This is a genomic window from Pseudoflavonifractor sp. SW1122 (genome assembly GCF_012027765.1).
Classification (GTDB): Bacteria; Bacillota; Clostridia; order Oscillospirales; family Oscillospiraceae; genus Enterenecus; species Enterenecus faecium.
In genome coordinates this window covers 1-23,842 of sequence record NZ_SJOS01000002.1, presented here as the reverse complement: position 1 = coordinate 23,842, position 23,842 = coordinate 1, and the positions used below count along the sequence as shown (strand labels likewise).

Below are 23,842 nucleotides of genomic sequence, written 5' to 3'. Positions count from 1 at the left end.
TCCTTCTCCCCTTTTCTCTCAAGTGCCGGACAGGTTGGCCTGGCACTGCTGGATGAAGTCTAAAATCTCCTGTTTGTGCAGCTTCATGCTGGCGGTATTCACAATGAGCCGGGCAGACACCTGGGCCACATCCTCGATGGGGGTGAGGCCATTCTCTTTCAGGGTGGCCCCCGTCTCCACGATATCCACGATGCCGTCAGCCAGCCCCAAGATGGGAGCCAGCTCCACGCTGCCCTCAATCTTGATAATGTCCACGTCCATCCCCTTGCGCTCAAAGAACGCCCGGGTGACAGCGGGGTACTTGGAGGCCACCCGGCGGGTCTTATAGGTGGCGTAGAAGTCGGTGCCCTCTTTCACGGCCAGGGCAAACCGACACCGCCCAAAGCCCAGGTCCAGAACCTCGTAGAAGGCGCCCCCCTTTTCCAGAATGGTGTCCTTGCCCACAATACCCAAATCACACACCCCGTGCTCCACATAGGTGATGACATCGGGGGCCTTGGCCAGCACTGCATCCAAGGGGTAGTTGGGTACCGAGTGGATGAGCCGCCGCCCTGGGTGCCGGATGGGGGTGCAGTCCAGCCCCATCTTCTCAAATAGCTCCACCGATTTGTCTTGCAGACGCCCCTTGGTCAGGGCGATTCTCAGTCGCTGACTCATACCTCCAACCACCTCTCTCCGGAATTGTCCAGGCACAGCACTTGCAAGGCACCCTTCTCACTGGCCAAATTCATGGTGCTGGACAGGGTGCGGCAGGGGGACAGCTCACAGGTGCCAGCGGGCAGGCGGTCCATGACCTCCAGAGCCCGCCCCAGCAGGCCGCTCTCATAGTGGATGACGGTGCGCAGCTGGGGCACCTCTACCTCCAGACAGCCGCCCACGGCGTCCACGTCCACGGCAAAGCCCGTGGCCTCTGCCCGTCTGCCGAACAGCTCCACCAGGTTGTCGTATCGGCCACCGGACAGCACCGGGGCCCCTGCCCCGTTGGCGTAGCCTCGGAACACCACGCCCGTATAGTAGTCAATCTGATGGACCAGACCGAGATCAAATTGCACCCAGTCGCCATACCCCGCCTGGCACAGCTCCCGGTACAAAAGCTCCAGATAGTCCAGGCTGGTACACGCCCCGGCCAGCGTCCGGGCCTCCTCCAGCACCTCTGCCCCGCCGAACAGGTACGGCAGACGGCGGAGGGCGGCACAATCGGGTTGGGCGGAATAGGGCTCCAGGAAGTCGTTGAGGACGGCGTAGTTCTTGCCCTCAATGAGCAGCCGCATCCGCTCCTGCTCCTCCTGGGGCATGTTCATGCGGCTGGCCAGGTCCTGATAAAAGCCCACATGGCCCACCTCGATGTGGAATCCGCTGAGGCCACAGGCCCGCAGGGCATCCACCGCCAGGGTAATCATCTCCAGGTCCGCTTTCATCCCCGTGGCACCCAGCATCTCCACGCCACACTGGGCAATCTCGCTGCTGCCACCCTCGTGGGCGTTCCCAGAGCGGAACACGGTCTGATCGTAGTACAGCCGCTGGGGCAGCGGCAGGGTCTTCAGCTTGGTAGCCGCCAGCCGTGCAATGGGTGTGGTGGTGTCCGGGCGCATGACCATGATCTTGCCCGATCGGTCAATGATTTTCAGCATGGTCTCCTGGGGCAACGGGCTCCCCGAGTAGACAAACAGGTCGTAAAACTCCACCTCGGGAGTGATGACCTCTGCATAGCCCCGGCGGCGGAACAAGTCCACCAGGGCACTCTGCACCTGACGCCGCTCCAGGCACTCGGCAAAGAGCCGGTCCCGGGTCCCCTCAGGGGTATTGAAGTGTATGTTCATGGTGTTTCCAGCCTTTCTTTAGCTCGCTAGTGTAGTGAATATACCACAGAATCGACCGATTGTCAACGGGGGGTATGACAAAGCCCCCTTGTGCAGGGGGCTTATATCATAGATCAAAAGAAAGAAAACTGGCTGCTGTCCGGCAGGTCGCCAAAGGCCCCCGCCTCTTTCAACTGTTGCAGATGGGTGTTGGACACCTTGGTACAGGCCAGGGAGAACTCCTCAATGGAGATGAAGGTCTTCCCCTTTCGCTTCTCCATGATGTCCCAGCCCACGGTTTCACCCAGGCCAGCCACCGAAGTAAAGGGCGGGATGAGGGCGTTGCGCTCCTCGTCCACCAGGAAGTTGATGGCGTGGGAGCGGGAGATATCCATGCGGGCGAAGGTGAGGCCACGGAGATAGAACTCGTAGCACACTTCCAAGGTCACCAGCATATCCTCTTCCACCGCAGAGGGGCGATCTGCCTTGTCCTTGGCGTTTTTCTTGGCCTGAATCTCCTTCATCTTCTGCTTGACCACCTCAATGCCTCGGCACATGTACTTCTCGTCGAAGGCCTTGGCCCGGATGGAGAAGTAGGCGGCGTAGAACGCCAGGGGTCGATGCACCTTATACCAGGCAATGCGGAAGGCCATCATCACGTAGGCCACGGCGTGGGCCTTGGGGAACAGGTAGGCGATCTTCTTACAGGAGTCAATGTACCACTGGGGCACCCCGTGCTCCTTCATCTCGTCCTCGGCCCCCTCGGGCAGACCTCTGCCCTTTCGCACCGACTCCATGATCTTAAAGGCCCGGGTGTCTTTGAAGCCCTTGGAGATAAGGAAGATCATAATATCGTCACGACAGCCGATGGCCTCGTTAACCTGGGCGGTGCCCGAAGTGATGAGGTCCTTGGCGTTGCCCAGCCACACGTCGGTGCCGTGGGAGAAGCCGGACAGACGCACCAGAATGTCGAACTGGTTGGGGTGGGTGTCCTCCAGCATGCCACGCACAAAGGAGGTGCCGAACTCAGGGATAGCCACCGCTCCGGTGGGGCCCAGGATGGGGTCATCCATAAAGCCCAGTTTCTCGGAAGTAGTGAACAGACTCATGGTGTCCGGGTCGTCCAGAGGAATTTTCTGGGGGTCCACCTTGGTGATATCCTGGAGCATACGAATCATGGACGGGTCATCGTGGCCCAGCATGTCCAGCTTCAAGAGGTTGGACTCCATGGAGTGATATTCGAAATGGGTGGTAATGATATCCGAGTCCTTGTCGTCCGCCGGGTGCTGCACCGGGCAGAAGTCGTAGATTTCCTTATCCTGGGGAATAACCACCATGCCGCCGGGGTGCTGTCCGGTGGTGCGCTTGACCCCCATACAGCCACGGGCCAGGCGCAGCACCTCAGCAAAGGGCACGTTGTAGCGGCCTACTCGCTCCAGGTACTTGCGCACGTAGCCGATGGCGGTCTTCTCGGCCACCGTGCCGATGGTGCCCGCTCGGAACACGTGGTTGCTGCCGAAGAGCTCAAAGGTGTACTTGTGGGCGCTGGACTGGTATTCCCCGGAGAAGTTCAGGTCGATATCCGGTACCTTGTCGCCGCCGAAGCCCAGGAAGGTCTCGAAGGGGATATTAAAGCCGTCCTTGGCGTAGTCCGCCCCGCACACCGGGCACTTCATGTCCGGCATATCGGCGCCGCAGCCGTAGCCGTGCTCTACGGCGTAGTCGAAGTCGGAGTGCTTACAGTTGGGGCAGCGGTAGTGGGCGGGCAGCGAGTTTACCTCGGTGATGCCCGACATGAAGGCCACCAAGGACGAGCCCACCGAACCACGGGAGCCCACCAGGTAGCCGTGCTCCAGGGAGTTCTGCACCAGCTTCTGGGCGGACATGTAAATGACGTCGTAGTGACAGCCAATGATGTCTTTCAACTCAGCGTTGATGCGGTCCACCACAATCTGGGGCGGGTTCTCCCCGTACAGGGCGTGGGCCTTGCCCCACACCAGGTCCTTCAGCTCGCCCTCAGAGTTTTCCAGCTTGGGGGTAAACAGGCCGTCGGGCAGAGGCCGCACGTTGTCGCACCAGGAGGCCACCAGAGCCGGGCTGTCAATGACCACCTCATGGGCGGTCTCCGCCCCCAGGTAGGCAAACTCTTTCAGCATCTCGTCGGTGGTGCGGAAGTACAGGGGGTTCTCGCTATCGGCGTCGTCAAACTCCTTGGCGGCCAAAAGGATGTGGCGGTAAATCTCCTCCTCTGGGTCTGTAAAGTGGACGTCGCCCGTGGCGCACACCGGCTTGCCCAGCTTGTGGCCCAGCTCCACGATCTTCCGGTTGAAGTTGCGCAGGTCCTCCAGGGACTGGGCAATACGCCGCCCCTCCTTGTCTGGCCGGAGCATGTAGGCGTTGTTGGACAGGGGTTGAATCTCCAAGTAGTCGTACCAGGAGGCAATGCGCTCCAGCTCCCGGTCGTCCTTGCCGTCCACCACTGCCCGGAACAGCTCTCCTGCCTCACAGGCGGAGCCCACAATGAGTCCCTCTCGGTTCTCGTTGATGATAGACTTGGGCATGATGGGGAAGCGGTTGAAGTGCTCCAGATGGGACAGAGACACCAGCTTGTAGAGGTTGCGCAGGCCAGTCTGGTTCTTGGCCAGCAATATGAGGTGGTTGGCGCTGCGGCGTCCCCGTCCACCCCGCTTCTTCCCTGCCAGAGCCCCGTTGATCTGGGACACCCGCTCCACCCCCAGCTCTTCCAGCATGGGAATCATGGCGGCAAAAATCTGGCCGCAGATGGCGGCGTCGTCGTCTGCCCGGTGGTGGTGGAAGGGAGGCAGCCCCAGGTGGGTGGACACGGTGTCCAGCTTGTGGTTGTTCAGCTGAGGGCACAGGTACTGGGCCAGAATAAGGGTATCAAAATAGAGGGGGTCAAAGTCCCGGCCCGCTCTCTGGCAGTAAGCCCGGACAAAACCGGTGTCAAACTCCGCATTGTGGGCCACCAGGGGGGTGTCCCCAGCCCAGGCCAGGAAATCCGCCACCGCTTGGGCGGGCTTGGGAGCCCCCCGTACCATCTCGTCGGTGATGCTGGTCAGAGACACCGTCTTGGGGCTCAAGGGGTGGCCAGGGTCTGCAAAGGTGGAGTAGTGCTCCAGCACCTCCTCCCCCCGCATGCGCACAGCGCCAATCTCAATGATGGCATCCGTGTTGGGGTCCAGTCCGGTGGTCTCCAGGTCAAAGGCGATAAACTCTCCATCCAGAGGCATGTCCCCGGGGCCGTGCACCGACACCCGCTCGTCCACGTCGTTTTGATAGTAGGCCTCCACGCCGTAGAGCACCTTGATTTTCTCCCCTCGGCCCGAGGCGTTGTAGGCATCGGGGAAGGACTGCACCACACCGTGGTCGGTGATGGCGATGGCGGGATGGCCCCACTCGATGGCCCGCTTGACAATGGCCTTGCCATCGCACAGAGCGTCCATCATGGACATCTTGGTGTGGAGGTGGAGCTCAATGCGCTTCTCCTCGGCGGTGTCCTTGCGCCCCTCGGGCATGGGCACCTCGTTGATGCCGTAGGGCTCCAGCACCATGTCGTTTTCAAAACGGCTCACATTCAGCCGCCCCTGGACCTGGACCCGCTGGCCCTTTTTGATGCCCTTGACGATGGGATTGGCCACCTCTCCCTCCAGGAACTGATTGACCCGGATGGAGCCGGTGTTGTCGGTGATGTCAAAGCAGATCACCCACGCCTTGCGCTTGGGCAGTTCCCGGTGCTCTACGTTGAACACGGTGCCCTCCACCAGCACGCTGCCCATATCCAATTGCAGCTCTCCCAGGGGCACCGGCTTTTTCTTGCCGTTGATCTTGCCGTAGAGTTGCTTGACCTTGGGCTTGCCGTGGCCGCCGCCGGGCATGCTCTGATTGAGCACCTTGCGGCGCATGGCCTCCAGCTGGGCGTACAGGTCCCCACCAGGGGCGGGCTGAGATGCCGCTGGGGGTGTCTCCACTGCCACCGGGGCAGGCTGCACCTCCGCCTGGGCGGCATGGAACTCCACCAACGCCTGGTGCAGGTGGAAGGCCCGGGCCAAGCTCTGCTGGACCTGATCCACCAGGTTGGGGGCCAATTGCTCCCCCTCCAGCTCCACCGTCATGGTGCGGGCCTGGCGATTCACCTTCACCCGGGTGGGGTAGGCTGCAAAAGAAGTCAATACCCCTTCGGGGAAGGGGTATTGACCAAAGGTCTCTTGAAATGTCACTTGCTTGTCTGACATGAAATGTACTCCTTGTCACAGGGTATCAATAAGGGCCATGAGACGGGGAATGAGCTGGTCCTCCGGGACCTTGTCCACAATCTCCCCATGGAGGAAGAGCACGCCCTCCCCCTTGCCTCCGGCGATGCCCACGTCGGCGTGGCGGGCCTCTCCAGGTCCGTTGACCACACACCCCATCACAGCCACGGTGATGGGCTTGTCCACGCCCTTCAAAAGCTCCTCCACCTTGTGGGCCATGGGGATAAGATCGATCTGGGTCCGGCCACAGGTAGGACAGGAGATGAGCTCGGGGCCGTCCTTACGCAGGCCCACCGCCTTGAGAATCTTCTTGGCCAACACGATCTCCTCCACCGGGTCGGCGGTGAGGGTGACTCGGAAGGTGTCGCCAATGCCCAGGCCCAGCAGGCCGCCGATGCCAGCGGCGGACTTGATGGAGCCAATGTCGGCAGTGCCCGCCTCGGTGACGCCCAGGTGCAGGGGGAAGTCATACTTCTGGGCCATGAGCTGATAGGCCCGCATGGTGGTGGGCACCGAGGAGGACTTCATGGAGATGCAGATGTCCTCAAAGCCGTACTTCTCCAGCAGGGCCACGTGGCCCAGGGCACTCTCCACCAGGGCCTCTGGGGTGGGGCCGCCGTATTTCTCCAGCAGGGGCTTCTCCAGAGAGCCGCCGTTGACGCCGATGCGGATGGGGATGCCCCGCTCCTTGCAGGCTTTGGCCACCGCTTCCACCCGGTCTTCCCCGCCAATGTTGCCGGGGTTGATGCGGATTTTATCAATGCCCCCCTCCACAGCGGTGAGGGCCAGCCGATAGTCGAAGTGGATGTCCGCCACCAGGGGCAGCGGGCTGCCCGCCTTCAAAGCGGCCACCGCCTGGGCGGCCCGCTCATCGGGGACGGCCACCCGGACGATCTCACAGCCAGCTGCCGCCAGGGCCCGAATCTGGGCCAGGGTGGCCTCCACGTCATGGGTGGGGGTGTTGGTCATGGATTGGATGGAGACGGGGGCGCCACCTCCGATGGCGACGTTCCCCACATGAATTTGTCGAGTCATGTAAGGTCACTTCCTTTACAGTATTTACACCACAATTTTCCACACATCCTGGAAGGCGATGAGAAGCATCACCACCAGCAGCAGCACCAGGACCACAGCATGGATATACCCCTCCAGCCGCTGGGGGATATGTCGCCGGAAGAAGAGGTACGAAATGGCGTTGAGCAGCACAAACAGCACTCGCCCGCCGTCCAGAGCGGGAATGGGCAGCATGTTCATCACGGCCAGGTTGACCGCAATGAGAGCCATGATATAGAACACATTCTGGACGCCCACCAAAATGGAGTCGGACTGGGTGCCCACCTCAGACACCACGTCCACCACGCCGATGACGCCAGACATCTGGTCCACGCCCACGCGGCCGGTGACCAGGTCTCCCAGGCTCATCCAGACGGTGCGCACAAAGTCAAAGGTCTGGGCGGTGGCCAGGTTCACCCTGCCCCAGATGGACAGATCGTCTACCTGCTCAAAGATCAGGCCAAACCCATAGGCGTCTTGACCGTCATACTGGTATTCAAAGCGCTCCATGGGCAGATCTTTGAGTACCACTTTCTCCCCGTCTCGCCGTACCGTCAGATCGATGCCATTGCCGTCGTTGCGGGAGAGGAAGGTGAGCACATCCTCATAGACCCAGATACCGTGGCCATCCACGGAGAGGATTTCATCCCCCACCATGAGCCCCGACTCCCCTTCCAGCTGGAATCCGTCGGCCAGCTGGGTAATGACAGGCACCCGCACTTGGGTCACTCCCATATACAGCACCAGGACGATGACCAGGCCCATGAGAAAGTTCATGAACGAGCCCGCACACAGGACGATGATTTTTTTCCAGGCGGGCTGGATGCTGAAGGCCCGCTCGTCCCCGGTGTCCTCGTCCTCCCCTTCCATGGCACAGTAGCCGCCAACGGGGAAAGCCCGCAGGGAGTACTGGGTCTCGCCACGGGTACGGCCCCACAGCGCCGGACCCATACCGATGGCAAATTCATTCACTCGGATTCCCAACAGCTTGGCAGTGATGAAGTGCCCGAACTCGTGAATGGCAATCATCACGCCGAAGATGAGAATTGCCAAGAGAATAAAGAAGATTCGCTCCACAGATATTCACCTCAGATTAACAAGTCACGGACTGCCTGCCGGGCGGCACGGTCTGCCTCCAGCACGTCCTCCAGGGTGTCGGCGGGTTTGGACGCCACCCGCTCCAACGCGCCCTCTACCAGCCGGGCAATGTCCAGGAAGGAGATCTTCTCCTCCAGGAACAGCTCCACTGCCACCTCGTTGGCCCCGTTGAGAATGGCCGTCGAGGTGCCGCCCTTCTGGGCGCACTCCAGAGCCAATCCCAGGCACCGGAAGGTGTCCGGGTCGGGCTTGGCGAAGGTCAGGGGCGGACAGGTAAGCAGGTCCAGCGGGGTGGCCGGGCCGGGGGTGCGCTCCGGCCAGGTCAAAGCGTACTGGATGGGCACCCGCATGTCTGCTGTGCCCAGTTGGGCCAGAATAGCACCGTCGTTGAACTCCACCAGAGAGTGGATGATGCTCTCCCGATGCACCACCACCTGAATCTGCTGGGGTGGCATGTGGTAGAGCCGCATGGCCTCGATAAACTCCAGGCCCTTGTTCATCAACGTGGCGGAGTCGATGGTGATTTTGGCTCCCATGGCCCAGTTGGGGTGGCGCAGCGCCTGGGCCCGGGTCACATGCTCCAGCTCCTCCTTCGTTTTGCCAAAGAAGGGGCCGCCGGAGGCGGTGATGATGAGGCGCTTCACCTCGCCCCGGTCCTTGCAGCCCTGGAGGCACTGGAAGATGGCGGAGTGCTCCGAGTCCACGGGGACGATCTCCGCCCCCTTCTCCTCTGCCCGGCGCATCACCAGGTCCCCGGCGCACACCAAGGTCTCCTTATTGGCCAGGGCAATGCGTTTGCCCTGGTCAATGGCGGCCAAGGTGGGCTCCAGTCCGGCAATCCCCACCACGGCGGTGACCACGGTGTCCGCCTGGGGCAGCGTGGCGGCCTCCATCAGGCCCTCCCGGCCTCCTACCACACGGATGGAAGTGTCAGCAAGGCGCTGTTTCAAATCCTGGGCAGCGGATTCGTCCACCGCCACCACCAGCTGGGGTTGGAACTGCCGGGCCTGCTGCTCGGCCAGCTCCACGCTGCGGTTTACCGTCAGAGCCGCCACCTGGTGGCCGCAGACCTGGGCCACGTCCAGGGTCTGCCGACCGATGGAGCCGGTGGAGCCTAAAATGGATAAGGTTCGTTTCATGTTATCCCTCGATTTCTATATCTGGTCCAGGCCATGGTCACAGCACGGGGATGGCCTGGAGGATGAAGAGCACCACAGGGGCACAGAAAATCATACTGTCAAACCGGTCCAGCATTCCCCCATGTCCAGGGAGCAGGTGCCCATAGTCCTTCACACCGAATTCCCGTTTGATGAAGGAGAAGGACAGGTCGCCCAGCTCGGTGGCCAGAGCGCCCACCAGTCCAGAGAGCACCAAGGGCAGGAAGTTGACCGGATTGTGGCTGATGGCCTGAATGACACCGCCATAGGCCAGAGCATAGAGCACGCCAAAGACGAAACCGCCGATGTAGCCCTCCAGACTCTTGTTGGGGCTGACCTTGGTGATGCCCCGGTGTTTGCCAAAAAACACGCCCACAAAGTAGGCCCCTGCGTCGGTGACAAAGGCCATAAGCACCGCAAAGAGCACCCAATACTCCCCATGGTCCATCATTTTCAGCAAGACCAGAGCGGACAGGCCCAGAGGAATGAGGACACCGGAGAACAGGGTGAGCATCACATGGTAAAAGCCAATGGGTGCCGTTCCCTCGTCATAGGCCCGAATGGCGCACCAAAAGGACACGGCCATCACCACAAAGGTACACACGCTTACCGTGGTAGTTCCCTTCCCCATCCAGCAACCCAGGGGGATCAGAGCGGCAGAGAGCACCGCAACACAGGTCATCCAGGGGGAGACTTTATCCTCCCCGGCCGCCCGCAGCAGCTCAAAGGAAGCAGCGGCGGCAATGGCTGCCACCACAATGGACCAAATCAGGGGCGAGCTGGGCAGCATGGCCAGCAACAGCAGAGGGACCAACACCACTGCAACCGCAATTCGTACCAGCATCCCTTACACCCCTCCAAATCGCCGGGAGCGATTCTGAAAATCGGCAATTGCCCGCAGCAACTCCTCTTTGGTGAAGTCGGGCCACAGCACGTCGGTAAAGTAAAACTCCGAGTAGGCGGACTGCCACAGCAGGAAGTTGGAAATGCGCACCTCGCCGCTGGGACGAATCACAAGGTCCGGGTCGGGCACGCCAGCGGAGTAGAGCAGATCGCCCAGAGCCTCCTCGGTGAGGTCCTCAGGATTCGCCTGCCCCTGCTGGCACCGACGGGCAAACTCCGTCGCCGCCCGGATGATCTCCGCCCGGCCGCCGTAGTTGAAGCAGATGTTCACCTGACAGCCGTCATAGCCCTTGGAAATCTCCTCGGTCTGATGACACAGCTCTTGTAGTTTCGGACTCAGAGGAGACAGGTCTCCGAAAAAGGCCATTTTCACCTTGTCCTTGGCCATGGTCTCAATGGCCTCTTTGAGATACCGCTCCAAAAGGCCCATGATGGAGGACACCTCATCCTCCGGCCGCTTCCAGTTCTCCGTGGAAAAGGCATACACCGTCAGGTACTCCAGCCCCAGCTCCTTGGCATAGGTGGCAATGGTGCGGAAGGTCTCCGCCCCGGCGGCGTGTCCCGCCTTGCGGGGCAGGCCCCGCTTTTTGGCCCACCGGCCATTGCCGTCCATGATGATGGCGATATGCCGGGGCAAACGGCTCATATCTACCTGGGGCGCCTGGGTTTTACGATTAAATAACGCCATATTCACGCATCCTAATCTATTTCAAAGTATGGACATTCCATCCCAAAAATACAACACAAGCGGGGCGTACCTTCGCCCCGCTGGTATTGTATGGTACAACGGTGTGGATTACACCGCCATGAGCTCCTTTTCCTTCTCCGCGGTGAGGGCGTCGATCTCCTTGCACCGCTTGTCGGTGATGGTCTGAATCTCATCCTCGTAGTCCTTGTACTGGTCCTCGGTGATCTCAGACTTCTTCTTCAAATCCTTGAAGTGCTCCATGGCGTCCCGGCGGATGTTGCGGATGGCAACCTTGCCGCTCTCGCCATACTTGCGCACCTGGCGGGTCAGCTCCATACGGCGCTCCTCGGTGAGCTGGGGGAAGGACAGGCGGATCACACGGCCGTCGTTCTGGGGGTTGATGCCCAGATCGGAGCACAGAATGGCCCGCTCAATCTCCTTGAGCAGGGAGCCGTCCCAGGGCTGGATGGCCAGGGTGCGGGGGTCGGGGGTGGAAATGCTGGCCACCTGCTGAATGGGGGTGGGAGTACCATAGTATTCCACCTGGATGCGGTCCAGAACACCCGCGTTGGCACGGCCAGCGCGGACACCGGCGAAATCGCTCTTGACCACCTCAATGGTCTTGACCATCTTTCCGTCAAAGGGCTTGCACAGTTCCGTCATGGTTCTTCCTCCTTAATCCTTTACAATGGTACCAATCTTCTCACCACGGGCCACGCGGAGAATGTTCTCCGGGTCCTTCAGGGCAAACAGGACCACAGGGATCTTGTTGTCCATGGACAGAGAGGTGGCTGTGGAGTCCATCACCTGCAGGTGCTGGGCCAGAATATCATCATAGGTAATGGTGTCGTACTTCACGGCATTGGGGTCCAGATTGGGGTCGGCGGAGTACACGCCGTCCACGTTCTTGGCCAGCAGAATGACGTCGGCGTCAATTTCAGCGGCCCGCAGCACAGCGGCAGTGTCGGTGGAGAAGAAGGGGTTGCCGGTACCGCAACCGAAAATCACCACACGACCCTTCTCCAGGTGCCGGATGGCACGGGAGCGGATGTAGGGCTCGGCCATGGCCCGCATCTCAATGGCGGTCTGCACCCGCACGTCCACGCCCTTCTGCTCCAGGATATCAGCCAGGGCCAGACAATTAATGGTGGTGGCCAGCATACCCATGTGGTCGGCACGGGTGCGCTCCCGCATGCCCTTGCCGTCCTTCAGGCCGCGCCAGAAGTTGCCGCCGCCCACCACGACGCCGATCTCAATGCCAGCCTTGTTGCACCGGGCGATGGCATCGCACACACTGTCAATCACATCAAAATCCAGCCCACGGCCAGCATCCCCGGCCAGAGCTTCACCACTGACCTTCAGCAGGACTCGTTTATACTTCCATTCGTTCATGGGGTGATACCTCCGAATTTTGTTATCAGCCCTATTTTAATACAGAATCTCCTTCTTGCCTAGTGGGAAAATTAATTTTTTCCCAAATCTCCTGGTCTCTCCCCTGCATACCGCAAAACCCGGGGGGATACATATAGAATATAGGAGGGAATACTATGATCTGCAACATTTCAGACCTACAATATAAAGAAGTCATTGATATTGCCGACGGGACGCGGTACGGATACATCGGGGATGTGGAGATCGATGCCCAAAATGGCACCATTGAAAGCGTCATTATCTCAGGAAAACCCCGGTGGTTCGGCCTTCTGGGCCGGGAACCGGACACCGTGTTCCCCTGGTCCTCCATCACCCGATTTGGCGAGGACCTCATTTTGGTGGACGGTCGGCAGCGCCGTCAGGAGGCAAAACCGGATACCAAGTCCCGGCATCCATAAATTTATCGCAAAAAGAAGAAAAAACCACTTGCATATCCCGGGATTCTATGATAGAATTTCAGGGCATTCCGCACGGGGGCGGATTTTTCGTCATGTGCTTTCCTTTGGAAGGTTGGCGCAAGAGATGAGGCTCCCGGAGGTAGTAACTAAATTTTAGGAGGAACTAAACAATGGCAGTCGTATCTATGAAGCAGCTGCTGGAGGCCGGCGTGCACTTCGGCCACCAGACCCGTCGGTGGAACCCCAAGATGGCCACCTACATCTACACCGAGCGCAATGGTATCTATATCATTGACCTGCAGAAGACCGTGAAGAAGCTGGAGGAGGCCTACTCCTTCGTGCGTGACATCGCCGCCAACGGCCAGTCCCTGCTCTTCGTGGGCACTAAGAAGCAGGCTCAGGAGGCCATCAAGGAAGAGGCTTCCCGCTGCGGTATGTACTACGTCAACGCCCGTTGGCTGGGCGGCATGATGACCAACTTCAAGACCATGCGCACCCGCGTGGACCGTCTGAACCAGCTCAAGAAGATGCAGGAGGACGGCACCTTCGACATGCTCCCCAAGAAGGAAGTCATGAAGCTGCTGGGCGAGATCGAGAAGCTGGAGAAGTACCTGGGCGGCGTCGTGGAGATGAAGAAGCTCCCCGGTGCTCTGTTCGTGGTTGACCCCCGCAAGGAGCGCAACGCCATCAACGAGGCCCGCAAGCTGAACATCCCCATCGTGGCTATCGTGGACACCAACTGCGATCCCGACGAGATCGACTACGTGATTCCCGGCAACGATGACGCTATCCGCGCCATCAAGCTCATCTCCTCTGTCATGGCCAACGCCGTGCAGGAGGGCCGCCAGGGTGTGGACGCTGCTCCCGCCGCTGAGGCTGCTGAGGCTCCCGCTGCTGAGTAATCAGTGATTGGTTGGCGCCCGTCCCGTCGGGCGGGCGCCAATTCGTTTATTTACAAATTTGGAGGGAATATACTATGGGTATTACCGCTAAGGACGTACAGAAGCTGCGCGAAATGACCGGCGTCGGCATGATGGACTGCAAGAAGGCTCTCACCGAGGCCGAGGGCGACATGGACAAGGCCATCGAGATCCTGCGTGAGAAGGGTCTGGCTGCTTCCGCCAAGAAGGCTGGCCGTATTGCCGCCGAGGGTATGGCTTACGCCGCTGTCATCGACGGCGTGGGCGTGGTGGTCGAGGTCAACGCCGAGACCGACTTCGTGGGCAAGAACGAGAAGTTCGTCAACTTCGTCAAGGGCGTGGCCGCCACTGTGGCTGCCTGCAACCCCGCCGACCTGGACGCTCTGATGGCCTGCAAGTACGACGGCACCGACCTGACCGTCCAGGAGCAGCAGCAGGAGATGGTTCTGGTCATCGGTGAGAACATCAAGGTCCGCCGCTTTGCCCGCTTCGCTGAGGGCTTCTGCGTGCCCTATATCCACGCTGGCGGCAAGATCGGCGTGCTGGTCTCCCTGAACGTGGAGGGCGACATCGACGCCACCGAGATCGGCAAGGACGTGGCCATGCAGATCGCTGCTCTGAACCCCCGCTTCTGGGACAAGAGCCAGGTCACCGAGGACGTGCTGGCTGAGGAGAAGAAGATCATGCTGGTGCAGATGGCCAACGATCCCAAGATGGCCAACAAGCCCGACCAGGTCAAGGAGAAGATCGTGGACGGCAAGCTCAACAAGTTCTACTCCGAGAACTGCCTGCTCCAGCAGGACTTCGTCAAGGACGGCGACATGACCGTGGAGAAGTATATCGCTTCCGCTGCCAAGGCTCTGGGCGGCACTGTCACCTTCCGTGACGCCGTGCGCTTCGAGAAGGGCGAGGGCATCGAGAAGAAGCAGGAGAACTTCGCTGAGGAGATCGCCAAGCAGCTGGCTAAGTAATTTTATTTGCCAACCTTTTTCGGGGATGCAGGTTTCACCGCCTGCATCCCCTTTTCTTTTGTGCACTTCTTTACAAACCAGCGGGAATGGATTACAATGCTATTAGAAGTATTGCATAGGAGGTGCTCTGGATGAAGCTCACATTTTTCGGTGCAGCCAAAGCCGTCACCGGCAGCTGCCACTGTGTGGAGTGCAACGGATACAAGGTGCTCATTGACTGCGGCTTGCAGCAGGGGCGGGATGAGATCGACAACACCCAGCTGGACTTCATGCCCAGCTACATTCAGGATGTCATTGTCACCCACGCCCACATTGACCACTCCGGCCGCATTCCCCTGCTCATCAAGCAGGGATTTGGCGGCAACATCTACTGCACCCGCCTCACCGCCCAACTTCTGGACATTATGCTGCGGGATTCCGCCCACATCCAAGAAAGTGATGCCAAGTGGGAAAACCAGAAGGGCCAGCGGGCCGGACGTCCCCCGGTGGAGCCCCTGTACACGCTGGCCGATGTGGAGCGCACCCTCCGCCACCTGGTGGTGTGCGAATACGGCCAGGAGATTCAAGTCAATGACGACATCAAGCTCCGCTTCACCGACGCCGGGCACCTGCTGGGCTCGGCCAGCGCTGAGCTGTGGCTGACCGAGAACGGCGAGACCAAAAAGATCGTCTTCTCCGGGGACATTGGCAACCGGGAGCAGCCCATCATCCGGGACCCCCAGTTTATCTCGGAAGCGGACTATGTGGTCACGGAGAGCACCTACGGGGACCGCCTCCACGACATGGACGTGGACCCGGACTACACCGGAGATTTGGCCGCTCTCATTGACGAGACCCTCTCCAAAGGCGGAAATGTCATCATCCCCTCCTTTGCGGTGGGCCGCACCCAGGAGCTTCTGTACTTTATGCGCGAGATGAAGGAGCAGGGCCTGGTGCGCAGCGTCCCCGATTTTCAGGTGTATGTGGACTCCCCCCTGGCTGGCGCCGCCACCCGGATTTTCTCCGGCGATCTCCATGGCTATCTGGACGAAGAGGCCATTGAGGCTTTGAAGGGCGGTGCCCTATTCCAGTTCCCCGGCCTGAACATCACCGAGTCCACCCAGGAGTCCATGGCCCTGAACTCGGACCCCAACCCCAAGGTCATCATTTCTGCCTCGGGCATGTGTGACGCCGGGCGTATCCGCCACCACCTCAAGCACAACCTGTGGCGTGAGGAGTGCGCCGTGGTGTTTGTGGGCTATCAGGCCGAGGGCAGCTTGGGTCGGCGGCTTCTGGACGGGGTAACCCACGTCAAGCTCTTCGGCGAGGAGATCTCGGTGCGGGCCCACATCGTCAACTTCCCCGGCCTCTCCTCCCACGCCGATAAAAACGGCCTCATCGCCTGGATTCAGGCCTATCACCCCATGCCCCAGCACGTCTTTGTGGTCCACGGCGAGAGCAGCGTCACCGAGCACTACGCCCAGACCCTCCGGGACCTGGGCTTCCAGGCCCACTCCCCCAACTACGAGGAGGTCTACGACCTGCTCCAGAACCGAATGCTGGCCCCCGGTGTCATACTGGAGCGAAAGCCCGCCACGGCACTGCCTGCCCCCGGCTCTCCCGCCTACCGCCGTCTGGAGGATGTGGGCAAGCGGCTGATGGAGGTCATCGCCCACAACAAGGGCGGCTCCAACAAGGATTTGGGCAAGTTCGCCGACCAGATTCGGGCCCTCATCGACAAATGGGACCGTTGATGCACTCCAATAGGTAAGGAGACGAAACACTCTATGCACGTACCCCACGTACACCGCCGAAACGCCGCCCTACTCCCAGCCGCCGCTGGGTTCGGCGCACTTCTGCTGGTGTTTGGCCTATTTCATTCACAAAATCTTTTCCAGGGTCTATGGACCATGCTCAGCCATGAGGACGTACTCATCACCGACTATGTAGCTCTGTGCGGGACCGGCCCTGCGTTTGTCAACGCAGGGCTCGTCACCCTCATTGCCGTGGCCATCTTCTATCTGGTGGGCGAGACGCCCAACGGCTCCACCCTGGTCACCATCAGCCTCATGGCGGGCTTTTCCCTGTTTGGCAAAAACATTCTCAACATCTGGCCCATTCTCTTTGGCACGGCCCTCTACGCCCTCTGGCGGAAAGAGCCCTTTTCCAAGTACGTCAACGTGGCCATGTTGGGCACTTCCCTGGCCCCCATGGTCAGCTTCATGGGCTGTGACATATCCCCCTGGCTGGGGGCCGTGGTGGGCTTGCTCATCGGCTTTCTCATTGCCCCGGTATCCGAGTACGCCTTCCGCATCCAAAATGGCATGAATCTGTACTCCACCGGCTTTGCCTGCGGACTGGTGGCCATGATCTTTGTTCCCATCTTCAAATCCTTGGGTCTGAATCCCGCCTCCCACCTGATCTGGTCCACGGGAAACAATCTCACCTTCGGTATCTTTCTGGCTGTGGTGTGTATCACCCTGATTGTGGCCGGGCTTATCCCCAACCCCCGCACCACCTTGCGGGGCTACTGGCGGCTGCTCCACACCTCTGGCCGTGCCCCCAGCGACTACCTGCGTGTGTTCGGCCACGGGCCCGTTCTGGTGAACATCGGCGTCAATGGACTGTTTGCCATGGTATACATTCTGGTCACGGGCGGAGACTTGAACGGACCCACCCTAGGCGGAATTTTCACCATCATGGGCTTTTCCGCCTACGGAAAGCACCTGCGCAACATCGCCCCAGTGATGATTGGAGTACTGCTGGGCAGCACCTTCCTCCACGTCTCTGCCAGCCACGAGTCGCTCCAGCTGGCCTCCCTGTTTGGCACCGCCCTGGCCCCCTTCTCCGGGGTGTTCGGCTGGCCCTTTGGGGTGGTGGCCGGACTCATCCACTCGGCGGTGGTGCTCCAGGCCGGGCTGCCCCTGGAGGGCATGAACCTGTATAACAACGGCTTTTCTGCAGGCTTGGTGGCCCTGGTGCTCTATCCGGTGATCACATCCCTGTTCCGCCACCGCCGTCCCACCCTCCAGGACGAGGACCTGTTTGAAATTTACGAGGACGACACGCCCCAATCCCAGGAGTTGCTGGCCGCCCATGCCCATGACGGCATGGAAGACCCTCTGTGACGTTGACATGGGACGCCCAATCTGATAAAATAATCCTCAGATTGTCGAAGCAATTCTCTGGGCTGTCAGAAGACGGCCGTTGCCATATCCCCGCCACACCATAAGATTGGATGAATGAGAAGTTCATCAGGAGCACCAGGAGGTGCTCTTGATGAACTTTTTTATTGTTCTAGGAGGACCAACCATGCACACAAAACCCATCATCGCCCTCACCTGTGCCGCCGCCTTAGCCCTGTGCGCCGGATGTACGGCCTCTCCCCCCTCGTCCACACCTTCCAACTCCCAGTATTCCGTGTCCACCTTGAAGTTGGAGGGCGGCACCGACTGGGGCGCTCCCAACCCGTTCCTCTGCCAGTCTCGAGGCCCCGGCACCGCTAAAATGAAGCTGGTATACGGCAGCCTGCTGGAAAAAGACGAGGAGGGGGACGTGTCCTGGCTGGCCGAGAGCTGGACGGTGGACGGCAGCGACTACACCTTCACCCTCTTTGAAACCGCCACCTTCCAGGATGGGGAGCCCCTCACCGCCCAGGACGTGGCCTTTACCCTGGACTACTACCGAGAGCACCCCCCAGTCTCCAATCCCCTGGGCGTAGGCGAGGACTTCCTGGTGGACCACTACACGGTGGTGGACGACCACACCATTACCCTGACAGTGGATGAGCCCAACGCCGACACCCTGTCCAATCTGGGCAGCTTTGTCATCCTCCCACAGCACATATGGTCCCAGGTGGAGGACCCCTACTCCTACACTGGGAAGGGCTATCTGGTGGGCAGCGGAGCCTTCTCCTGCACCCAGTACGACGGAGCCACCGGGCTATATGAGTTCACCGCCTACGAGGGGTGGTGCAACGGAACCCAGGGGGCGGAGAAAATCCAGTTTATCCCCGTCAGTGACCCTCTGCTGGCCTTTGACGCCGGGGAACTGGAAATCACCTCCCTTCCCGCCGACTTAAAAGACAGCTACCTCAGTGACCCCAACATCTCGCTGGTGGACAAGGCCAACGACATGGGGTACAAGCTGCTCATTAACTACGAGGCCTGCCCTCAGTTTTTAGACCTCACCTACCGTCAAGCGGTATACGCCGCCATCGATCGCCAGAGTGTGGTGGACAACGTGTTCCGGGGTGCAGGTACCGTGGGCAGCGCGGGCTATGTCCCCCAGGGAAGTATCTTCTACAATGAGGATGTGGTGCAGTACGACTATGACCCCCAAAAGGCCCAGGAGGTGTTGGGCGGTCAAAATCTGTCTGTCACCCTTCTCTGCGGCAATAGCGCCGACGACCTGGCCATAGCCGAGATTATCAAAAACGGCCTCACCCAGGCGGGAATGACCGTGTCCGTCACCGCCTACGACTCCGCTACCCGGGATGATAACATCAACCAAGGCGCCTACGAGTTCGCCCTGGTGGGCAATGGCGGCTGGGGCAACAATCCCCCCACCTACATGCGCACCCTCTTCTCCGATATCTCCAAGTTCTCCAGCACCAATCCCCACTCCATGGGGGCCATCGGCTACTCCAATGAGGAGATGACCCGTCTGGCCGAGGGTCAGCAGTACGAGACCGACTTTGACCAGCGCTTAGCCATGTTCCAGGAGCTGGAGCTGCTGGTGAGTCAGGAGATTCCCATCATTGTCATTGCAAACCAATCCACCTATTCCATGTATCGAAAGGACTACTACGACGGATGGATGAAAACCTACGCCTATCAACAGGCCGAACAAAACCGACTCTCCTACATGGAGCGCTGACGGCCCCCATAACCCGCCGCATTCTGCTGCTCCTGCTCTCCTGTGCGGCCATCTACCTGCTCAACTTCTTCATTCCCCGTCTCATGCCGGGAGACCCCTTTGACTACACCGCCTCTGGGTCCGGGGAGGATGTGGCCGTGGTCTACACCCAGGAGCAGAAGGAACTGCTGCGGGCATACTACGGCCTGGACAAGCCTTGGCCTCAGCAGCTGGTGGACACCATGGTACGCAATCTCCACGGGGATCTGGGCCAGAGCATCCACTATAAACGCCCGGTGGCGGACATTCTCCTGGAGCGTCTTCCCTGGAGCCTGTGGATGATGGGGGCATCCCTGCTGCTAAGCCTCATTCTGGGGGTTGGGCTGGCCCTGGTATGTGTGGGCACCCGGCATGGGCACCGCGTTTTGGCTCCCGTCTTCTCTGCCCTGGCGGAACTCCCGCCCTTTCTCACAGGCGTGCTCCTGCTGTTTCTGGTGGCGGCCCGGGTAGCCTGGATTCCTCTGTCAGGAGCGGTGACCCCCTTCGCCCAGTACTCTTCCCTATGGCAGCAGCTAGGTGATATTCTGCTCCACAGTCTCATGCCCATTGCCGCCCTGACTCTGGTGACCTGCCCCAAGTTCTTTTTCACCGCCTGGGCCAGCTTCTCCTCCGTGCTTGAGCAGCCATACATGATAAACGCGAAGGCCAAAGGACTGCGAAAACGGCGGGTATGGCCCTTCTATCTCCTGGCCAACAGCATCACCCCAATTGTAGCCCGGCTCTTTCTCTCGGTGGGCTCTACCGTGGGAGGTACCATTCTGGTGGAAAACGTCTTTGCCTATCCGGGCCTGGGCACCGTCTTACGGGGAGCAGTGACCTACCGGGACTACCCCATGATTCAGGGGGTATTTCTCCTCTCTGCCCTGCTGGTACTGGTGAGTCTCACCCTGGCAGACCTGTGCAACCACGCCGTGGAGCGGGAGGTGGAGCCATGAAAAAAAGCCAGCTCATCCCTCTCGCCCTCTTTCTTGTGCTGACTCTGGTCTTTCTCTGGGGCGTCACCTTCTATCCCTGGGACGCCTCTCTCCCCTCTGGAGACTCCCTCCAGCCCCCCTCTGCCTCTCACTGGCTGGGCACTGACAACCTGGGGGTGGATGTATTCGCCCAGATCTCCGCCGGATTCTTCCGCAGCATGGGGATCGGCATCATGACCGCCCTTTGTACCTTCCTGCTGGGAGGCGGATTGGGCACGGCTGCAGGACTGCTGGGCGGCTGGGTGGACCACGCCGTTGGGCTGCTCATTCAGATCTTTCTCTCCATCCCCCAACTGCCGGTGATGATCGTGCTGGGAGCCTTCCTGGGCCAGAATACCTGGAACGTCATCTGGATTCTCTGCCTGTTCTCCTGGGCCCCGGTGGCCAAGGTGATGCGGGCCAAAACCCGTTCGGTGTGTCACCGCCCCTATGTGGCCATGGCCAAAGTGTACGGCGGCGGACTCTGGTATCTCATCCGCACCCATCTAGCTGGAGACCTGCTCCCCCTACTGTCGGTGAACGCCCTGGGGGTGGTGGGGAAGTCCATCCTTCAGGAGTCCTCCCTGGCCTTTCTGGGACTGTCCGACCCCCTGGCCCGGTCCTGGGGACTGATGATTGCCCGGGCCACCCAATTCCCCGGCATTTACCGCACCTCGTTCTGGCTCTGGTGGCTGATGGCCCCCGTGGGGGCCATGGTGGTGTCCACCTTGCTGCTGCGCCTGATGGTGCAGGCCATTCAATTACCCAAATCCTAGGAGGGGTACCGTGCTGCTCCAAGTTCAAGAACTCTCTGTGTCCTACCCACAATTTCACCTGCACCCCCTCAGCTTCCAGCTGGACCGAGGAGAAATTCTCTCCGTCATCGGAGAGTCCGGCAGCGGGAAGACCTCGCTGGTCCAGGCCATCTCCTGCTTGCTCCCCTCAGAGGGGGGTAAAGTACACGGCCAGGTGCTCCTCCACGGGGCGGATTTTCTCACCATGCGGGAGGCTCAGCGCCGCAAACTACGCATGAAGACCCTCTCTGTGGCATTTCAAAACTCGGTTCAGTGGTTCAATCCCAAGCTGACCCTGGCCCAGCACCTCCACGAGGTGCTGGCTCAGGCCTATTCCCCAGACCAATGTATCAAAAAAGCCCATGCCCTCATGGAACTGGTGGGGCTGTCGCCGGACGACCTGTCCCTCCGTCCCCACCAGCTGTCCGGGGGCATGGTGCAGAAATTTTTATTGGCCAACGCCGTGGCCCTGGACCCGGAGCTGGTACTTCTGGATGAGCCCACCGCTAGCATGGACCCAGAGTCCTGTGTTACCGTACGCTCTGCCATTGAGACGCTGCGGGACACCCTGGGCACCGCCTTTCTGGTGGTCACCCACGACATGGGGCTGGCCCAGGCCCTGGGAGGGCGCACCATGGTGCTCTACCAGGGCCATGTAGAGGAGACAGGGCCAACGGGAGACATTCTGGACAACCCCCGGCACCCCTACACCCGGGGCCTGCTCCAGTCCGCCGTCACTCTCAATCCTCTTCGGGACCTGTGGGGCATCCGCCCCAACACTGCCCAGGAACAGCCGGGCCACCACTGCTGTCCCTTTTACGGGCAGTGCACCCAGAGCATTCCGCTGTGCGGTGAGAGGGCTCCAAACCTGGAAATCCAGCCAGATGGGCGGGCTCTGGCCTGCCACCGGGGCGGCATTGTGCCCCTGCTCTCCTGCCATGACCTATCCCACGCCTATGGAGCCACTCCGGTACTGAACCACGTAGACCTCACCCTATACGCCGGGGAGATCGTGTCACTGGTGGGCCGCTCCGGGGCGGGCAAAACCACCTTGGCCCGCCTGCTGTCCGGTCTGCTCCCCTGCCCCGCCCACAGCTCCATCCGTTTTCAGGGGCAGGAGCAGGACCTGCTCCCCCTCCATCGGCGGCTGGGCGGCATCCAGATGGTGCTCCAGGACAGCCAAGCTGCCCTCAATCCTCACCTGACGGTGGAGGAGGCGGTGTCCGAACCCATGCGCCTGGCCAAGGTCTATGACCCTCAGCGACTTTCTCGGGCCCTGGAGGATGTGGGCCTGTACACCTGTGACAGCTTCTACCACCGCAAGGTGGGCGCACTATCTGGGGGCCAGAAACAGCGTCTGGCCCTGGCTCGGGCCCTCACCATGGAGCCTGCGGTGCTGCTGGCAGATGAGCCCACCTCCATGCTGGACCCCTCCGCCAAGGCCAATTTGTTACGTATGCTCAAGGGCCTGCAATACCGCCGGGGCTTCTCCATGCTGATGATCACCCACGACCTATACAGCGCCTGTAAAATCTCCGACCACATCTATCTGCTGGATGGAGGCACCCTGTACCCAGTGAACCCCGATCAGGTTCTACACACGGATTTCACATCCATCTTCACCCACAAGGAGGAACACACCTATGAATGAACAAACACTTTGGGAGGACTGCGTGGCCTTCCACGGCCACTCCTGTGGCGGCCTCACCATTGGCTACAAAGCCTCCCTCTACGCCATGGAGCTGCTGGGCCTGTCCCGCTCCGAGGACGAGTCCGTGGTGTGTATCACAGAAAACGACGCCTGTGGCGTGGACGCCATCCAGGTCGTTCTGGGGTGCAGCATCGGCAAGGGAAACCTGTTGTTCCACCTGCGGGGCAAGCAGGCCTTCTCCTTCTACGAGCGCAACAGCGGGCGGTCTGTGCGCCTGGTGCTCCGCCCCACCCCGGATAACCTCACAAAAGAGGAGAAGTTCCACTATCTACAGAGCAAGGCCCCGGCGGAGCTGTTCGACGTAAAAGCGACGGTGCTCTCCCTGCCGGAGCGTGCCCGTCTCTTTACCTCAAAGCCTTGCAGTTGTTGTGGGGAACTCACCGCCGAGTCCATGCTTCGGCTGGAAAACGGGCAGCCGGTGTGCCTGGACTGTGCACACCCCTATCGCCGCTTTGATGTTTGAGGGTCACTCCTCCCCCACATAGCGAAACCGGGGCACTTGCTGGCCCGACACCTCCACCAGCTCGCTCCACATCTTCGCCGGGCGCACCCACAGCCCGTATTCCCTGTACAGAGCCCGGTACACCACCATGGGCTCCAGGGTCTCCGAGTGGGTAGCCAGGCCCAGAACCTCATAATCGTTGCCCTTGTAGTGGCGGTATTTGCCCGGACGGATGTCGTATTGATTCATATCTATTTCCCCCTTCCATAAAAATAGCTGGGCAAAAGTATACCACACTCCAAGTATCTTTTCCATGCGCATATCAAAAACGGAGCCAGGGTTTCCCCTGGCTCCGTT

21 protein-coding genes are annotated in these 23,842 nt (G+C 60.3%); 10 read left to right on the top strand and 11 right to left on the bottom strand.

The window, feature by feature from the left end; translation table 11 throughout:
* Positions 1–18: 18 nt before the first annotated feature.
* The 10 genes from hisG to pyrH all read right to left on the bottom strand — a co-directional run bounded on the left by hisG (position 19) and on the right by pyrH (position 12,361).
* Positions 19–657, bottom strand: coding sequence for an ATP phosphoribosyltransferase (gene hisG, locus E0L15_RS00800; protein ID WP_168124201.1), 639 nt, complete (start codon positions 655–657; stop codon positions 19–21).
* Positions 654–1,820 carry an ATP phosphoribosyltransferase regulatory subunit gene (hisZ, locus tag E0L15_RS00795; protein ID WP_168124200.1) on the bottom strand — a complete coding sequence of 389 codons (1,167 nt, stop codon included), beginning with the start codon at positions 1,818–1,820 and terminating at the stop codon, positions 654–656. The genes hisG and hisZ overlap by 4 nt, the downstream gene beginning before the upstream one ends.
* Before the next feature lie 113 nt (positions 1,821–1,933).
* Entirely contained in the window at positions 1,934–6,052 is a 4,119-nt protein-coding gene (locus E0L15_RS00790; protein ID WP_168124199.1) for a PolC-type DNA polymerase III, read from the bottom strand.
* Between the two features lie 15 nt (positions 6,053–6,067).
* A complete protein-coding gene (gene ispG / locus E0L15_RS00785) occupies positions 6,068–7,105 on the bottom strand; it encodes a flavodoxin-dependent (E)-4-hydroxy-3-methylbut-2-enyl-diphosphate synthase (protein ID WP_087371405.1) in 1,038 nt (345 codons plus the stop codon).
* A 24-nt stretch (positions 7,106–7,129) separates the two neighbouring features.
* On the bottom strand, positions 7,130–8,200 hold the full coding sequence (locus E0L15_RS00780) for a M50 family metallopeptidase (RefSeq protein WP_347565956.1): 1,071 nt from the start codon (positions 8,198–8,200) through the stop codon (positions 7,130–7,132).
* Between the two features lie 11 nt (positions 8,201–8,211).
* Positions 8,212–9,360, bottom strand: coding sequence for a 1-deoxy-D-xylulose-5-phosphate reductoisomerase (locus tag E0L15_RS00775; RefSeq protein ID WP_168124198.1), 1,149 nt, complete (start codon positions 9,358–9,360; stop codon positions 8,212–8,214).
* Positions 9,361–9,397: 37 nt separating this feature from the next.
* A complete protein-coding gene (locus E0L15_RS00770; RefSeq protein WP_087231794.1) occupies positions 9,398–10,222 on the bottom strand; it encodes a phosphatidate cytidylyltransferase in 825 nt (274 codons plus the stop codon).
* A 3-nt stretch (positions 10,223–10,225) separates the two neighbouring features.
* Positions 10,226–10,969 carry an isoprenyl transferase gene (locus tag E0L15_RS00765; RefSeq protein WP_168124197.1) on the bottom strand — a complete coding sequence of 248 codons (744 nt, stop codon included), beginning with the start codon at positions 10,967–10,969 and terminating at the stop codon, positions 10,226–10,228.
* A 108-nt stretch (positions 10,970–11,077) separates the two neighbouring features.
* A complete protein-coding gene (frr, locus tag E0L15_RS00760) occupies positions 11,078–11,632 on the bottom strand; it encodes a ribosome recycling factor (RefSeq protein ID WP_087231801.1) in 555 nt (184 codons plus the stop codon).
* A 12-nt stretch (positions 11,633–11,644) separates the two neighbouring features.
* Entirely contained in the window at positions 11,645–12,361 is a 717-nt protein-coding gene (gene pyrH, locus E0L15_RS00755) for a UMP kinase (RefSeq protein ID WP_087231804.1), read from the bottom strand.
* A 155-nt stretch (positions 12,362–12,516) separates the two neighbouring features.
* Between pyrH and E0L15_RS00750 the strand changes: the two genes are divergently transcribed.
* The 10 genes from E0L15_RS00750 to E0L15_RS00705 all read left to right on the top strand — a co-directional run bounded on the left by E0L15_RS00750 (position 12,517) and on the right by E0L15_RS00705 (position 23,506).
* A complete protein-coding gene (locus tag E0L15_RS00750; protein WP_168124196.1) occupies positions 12,517–12,798 on the top strand; it encodes a YlmC/YmxH family sporulation protein in 282 nt (93 codons plus the stop codon).
* 170 nt (positions 12,799–12,968) lie between these two features.
* Positions 12,969–13,700: a 30S ribosomal protein S2 gene (rpsB, locus tag E0L15_RS00745; protein WP_087231810.1), complete on the top strand. Its 732-nt coding sequence runs from the start codon at positions 12,969–12,971 to the stop codon at positions 13,698–13,700.
* Positions 13,701–13,774: 74 nt separating this feature from the next.
* Entirely contained in the window at positions 13,775–14,689 is a 915-nt protein-coding gene (gene tsf, locus E0L15_RS00740) for a translation elongation factor Ts (protein ID WP_168124195.1), read from the top strand.
* A gap of 131 nt (positions 14,690–14,820) precedes the next feature.
* A complete protein-coding gene (locus E0L15_RS00735) occupies positions 14,821–16,422 on the top strand; it encodes an MBL fold metallo-hydrolase (protein ID WP_168124194.1) in 1,602 nt (533 codons plus the stop codon).
* A 33-nt stretch (positions 16,423–16,455) separates the two neighbouring features.
* Complete coding sequence (locus tag E0L15_RS00730) at positions 16,456–17,796, top strand: DUF1576 domain-containing protein (protein ID WP_168124193.1); 1,341 nt, start codon at positions 16,456–16,458, stop codon at positions 17,794–17,796.
* A gap of 184 nt (positions 17,797–17,980) precedes the next feature.
* Entirely contained in the window at positions 17,981–19,546 is a 1,566-nt protein-coding gene (locus E0L15_RS00725; protein ID WP_243155334.1) for an ABC transporter substrate-binding protein, read from the top strand.
* Positions 19,483–20,520, top strand: a complete 1,038-nt coding sequence (locus tag E0L15_RS00720; RefSeq protein ID WP_206020505.1) for an ABC transporter permease — start codon at positions 19,483–19,485, stop codon at positions 20,518–20,520. Before E0L15_RS00725 ends, E0L15_RS00720 begins: the two co-directional genes overlap by 64 nt.
* On the top strand, positions 20,517–21,314 hold the full coding sequence (locus E0L15_RS00715) for an ABC transporter permease (RefSeq protein WP_168124191.1): 798 nt from the start codon (positions 20,517–20,519) through the stop codon (positions 21,312–21,314). Before E0L15_RS00720 ends, E0L15_RS00715 begins: the two co-directional genes overlap by 4 nt.
* Before the next feature lie 10 nt (positions 21,315–21,324).
* Positions 21,325–22,983: an ABC transporter ATP-binding protein gene (locus E0L15_RS00710; protein WP_168124190.1), complete on the top strand. Its 1,659-nt coding sequence runs from the start codon at positions 21,325–21,327 to the stop codon at positions 22,981–22,983.
* Positions 22,976–23,506, top strand: a complete 531-nt coding sequence (locus tag E0L15_RS00705; protein WP_168124189.1) for an FmdE family protein — start codon at positions 22,976–22,978, stop codon at positions 23,504–23,506. Before E0L15_RS00710 ends, E0L15_RS00705 begins: the two co-directional genes overlap by 8 nt.
* A 3-nt stretch (positions 23,507–23,509) precedes the next feature.
* Here E0L15_RS00705 and E0L15_RS00700 read toward each other — a convergent pair whose 3' ends face one another.
* Positions 23,510–23,734 carry a DUF1653 domain-containing protein gene (locus E0L15_RS00700; RefSeq protein ID WP_168124188.1) on the bottom strand — a complete coding sequence of 75 codons (225 nt, stop codon included), beginning with the start codon at positions 23,732–23,734 and terminating at the stop codon, positions 23,510–23,512.
* Positions 23,735–23,842 lie beyond the last annotated feature (108 nt).